The organism is Kribbella speibonae (assembly GCF_004331375.1).
Classification (GTDB): domain Bacteria; phylum Actinomycetota; class Actinomycetes; order Propionibacteriales; family Kribbellaceae; genus Kribbella; species Kribbella sindirgiensis.
The window spans coordinates 1-3,336 of sequence record NZ_SJKC01000017.1 but is presented as its reverse complement, the minus strand read 5'-3'; the positions used below and the strand labels follow the sequence as shown (position 1 = coordinate 3,336).

3 protein-coding genes are annotated in these 3,336 nt (G+C 67.3%); all 3 read right to left on the bottom strand.

Annotated features, from left to right (window positions below; translation table 11 throughout):
• Positions 1 to 73: 73 nt before the first annotated feature.
• On the bottom strand, positions 74 to 1,519 hold the full coding sequence (locus E0H92_RS43965) for a site-specific integrase (protein WP_131500513.1): 1,446 nt from the start codon (positions 1,517 to 1,519) through the stop codon (positions 74 to 76).
• Between the two features lie 125 nt (positions 1,520 to 1,644).
• Positions 1,645 to 1,986: a helix-turn-helix domain-containing protein gene (locus E0H92_RS43960; RefSeq protein ID WP_131500512.1), complete on the bottom strand. Its 342-nt coding sequence runs from the start codon at positions 1,984 to 1,986 to the stop codon at positions 1,645 to 1,647.
• Positions 1,983 to 3,107: a tyrosine-type recombinase/integrase gene (locus tag E0H92_RS43955; protein WP_238173860.1), complete on the bottom strand. Its 1,125-nt coding sequence runs from the start codon at positions 3,105 to 3,107 to the stop codon at positions 1,983 to 1,985. The genes E0H92_RS43960 and E0H92_RS43955 overlap by 4 nt, the downstream gene beginning before the upstream one ends.
• Positions 3,108 to 3,336: the final 229 nt, after the last annotated feature.

Here is a 3,336-nt window from a genome sequence, read left to right as displayed (position 1 = left end):
GACCGGTAGCCAGTCCTATTCGACTGTCGCCAATCATCGGTGCTCGACGTTTGGCGTTGCTGCTGGGTTGTTGTCAGGTCCGGTCGGGCGGTGTGGATCGGCGGGTGTGGTCGCCGGCGGCGTAGGTCTTCCAGGTGCTGCCTGCTTGGGCGGCGATGCGTTCTGCGCCGTGGGGTGCGTAGTTGAGCATTGTTGCGACGACGGGTGCTGGTGCCTGGAGCAACAGTTCTCGTATTGCTCGGGTTCTGGCGTTGAGGTTGGGGATGCCGAGGTTGTGCAGGCGGAGCCGGATGCTGGTGGGGTGGATGGGTTGGCCTGCGCGGCGGCCAGGGAAGAGGAGTTGGCTGGCGGGGTTGGTGGCGGTGACGAGGTTGGGTCGGCTGGCGATGTAGGTGGTGATGTGGCCGGCGAAGGGTTCGGGGACGGGGACGGGTGGGTCGCCGAGCCGGATCAGGACCTGGTCGCCGTGGTGGGTGATGTCGGCGAGGGTGAGGCGGACGATCCGTGGGAGTGGTTGGGCGTAGAGCAGGATGAGCAGCCCGATGACGCGGTCGATCGGGGCGATGGCAGGGTCGGTGTGGATGCGCCGGATGAGGTCGATGCGTTGGTGGTTGCTGATAGGTGGACTGTGACCGGTGACGACCGGGGGCAGGACCAGGCGCGGCATGACGTGGTGGTCGATGGCCCAGCGCAGGAAAGCGCGCAGCCCCAGCTTGGCGGTGCTGTTGGTGGTGGCGAACCAGCGGTCGAGGTCGGCTTGAGTGCAGTGTTGCAGGGCGCGTTGCGGGGTGTGTTGGCGGGCGGCGAGGTCGGTGAGGAAGGCGGCCGCGGTGCGGAGTTGGGTGCGGGCGCCCTGGTTGCGGTAATGCCCGATCGGCCCGGTTTGGGCGGCGGTTCGGAGATTCCTGAGGAGGTGCCAGGTGGCGAAGCGGTGGAGCAGTTTGCGGTGCTCGGGGTCGTCGATGCCCTCGAGCCAGCGGGGGAGCCATTGCTCGAACAAGAACAGGTAGCGGTCGATGGGTGGCAGGGTTCCGCAGGCGATCAGCAGGTCGCGGATATAGACGACCGACCGCCACGGGGTGAGGGTGCTGAGCCCGTCATGGGTGATCGGGACGCGGCCGGTGGCGAGGGCCTGGAGGATGGCTGGGACGTGGGGTCGGGACAGCCAGAGGATGCCGGAGCGCGGCCTTGTCATGGCGCGGATCGAGTCGAACAGCGGCTGGAGCTCTGGCCGGATCGAACTGGTGCCGGTGCTGTCGGTGAGGGCAGCGGTGAGCCGGTCGGTGAGGACGCAGCGGCCGCAGATGCCGGCGTAGTGGCGCCAGGCCTCCTGGCCGCAGCGGGTGCAGATGTAGTCACCGAGTCCGCCGGCGCAGTCGGTGCATAACCGGTCGCCGGTGGGGCTGATGCCGGGCAGCATCCGGTCGATGCCGCAACCGGCGCAGACTCCGTAGGTCTCGCAGGCCTTGACGAAACAGCCGGAGCAGATCGGGCCTTCGGGCCAGTGCTTGGTGGCCACGACCGTTCGACCTGTGGGTGGAGCTTGGCCTGGTTGAGGCGGGGCCGCGCCTCGAAGGGGCCGATGGCAACGTGCGCACGTTGTCTGGTCCGGTGTCTGGGCCCGCCTGTCGGGCTGATCGAGGCTCATGGCTGGTCTGTGATGCGGGCGCGTTTCGGACGCAGATCGGCGGCTGTCTTGCCTGGTGCGTGTTCGCCGGTGGCGGTTTTGCGGACGCCGAGATTGGCGGCGTCGGTGGTGATGAGCTCGCTGGGGTCGGTGGCGAAGATGTCGCACAACGCCGCGAGAACAGCCATGGAGAGACGTTCGGGCGTGCCGGTCACGAGCCGGTGGACCTGGGAGGCGGACAGGTCGATGCCGCGTTCGTGCAGCAGCGGGACGAGTTCGGTGGTGGCGAACATCTGGTGTTCGGCCATCACCTCACGCAACCGCCACTGGTAGCTGACCAGACGCTTCTGGCCTTTCATTGCGTGCCTCCTGTGGTTGGTTTCAGGACGTCGGCGACTATGGCGTCGAGGGCGCGGCGCAGGGTGCGGGTGCGGTAGTCAGACGACACGCAGGTGTAGATCGAGGTGGTCGAGGCGTGGTTGTGGCCGACCTGTTCCTGCACGAAGCGTGGGTCCCAGCCGTCCTCGATCAGGTGGGTGACGTAGGAGCGGCGCAGCGAGTGGAACTCCAGCGCGGGGTCCATTCCGAGGGTGTCGCGGTAGCCGGCCAGCCGCTTGTTCAGCTGCTGCGGCCCGACCCGCAGGCCGCGTTCGGACGGCCAGGCCGCGGAGTTGTTGGGCAGACCGAAGCATGGCCGGATCTCGGTGAACCACTGATCGAGGACCTCGCTCGTCCAGGCCCAGACCGTCAGCACGGAGCGGCGTTTGGGTGGTGAGCCGCGTTGGGCTTTGCCGTGCCGGATGTAGCAGACGCCGTAGTCGCCGAACTCCGGGCCGTCGGGGTTGCGGCCGAAATCGGCGGCGTCCAGCATCGCTGTTTCGGTGCGGCGGGTGCCGTAGCCGTAGGCGATCTTGAGGATCGTCGCGTCCCGAAACGCCGGCAGCCAGCCCTTGCGGCCGAGCGCTCGTTTGCGGGCGACCTCGTCGTCGGCGTGGTCGAACAGCGCCTGCAACTCCTCGCGGGTGAACGCCCGTCGTGTCGGTTCGGCCTCGGAATCGGCCACGTGCGCGGCCGCGTTCACTTCGTGGATCACCTGGATCGGGTGCGTCCCGAACCGCCGCTCGCACTCGCCCACCCAGCCGTAGGCGGGGTCGGTCAGGTAGCTGCAGAAGCCGCGGATCGCGACCTGGTAGCTGCGCACGGTCGAGCGTGCGACATGCCGCACTCCGCGCAGATCACTGAACCACTCATCGACCAGATGCGCCGACCAGCGCCACGGAAACGCCTCCGCGTGACCGGCGAACGCGCGCAACTGGTGCTCACGAGCCTGCACCGTCGAGTAGGCAAGATTCCTTGCCAGCTGCTGGTTCGCGAAACCCTCCAGCATCGCCTCGAACACCTGCTCCTCAGGGCGAAACAGCGACACACCATCAACCAGAATCAAGCCGGCCGCGCCCGGGATGTCACCGCGATCGTCCACCGAAAACCACTCTCCACATGCCCGCATCGGATGCGGGATCATCGCATCAGATGCGAGCCGCTGTGAAGACCTCAACCCAGCAACGGATCGCGGTTCCCGATCGGCGCCAAGTCCGATAGCGTCACAGCCGCACGGCGAGAATCGACTTCCCGCTGACCAGCGGGAACGTCAGAAACCCGACACATCTCACACCGTCGCCAGATCGCATCCAATCGTTTCGGCGACAGAA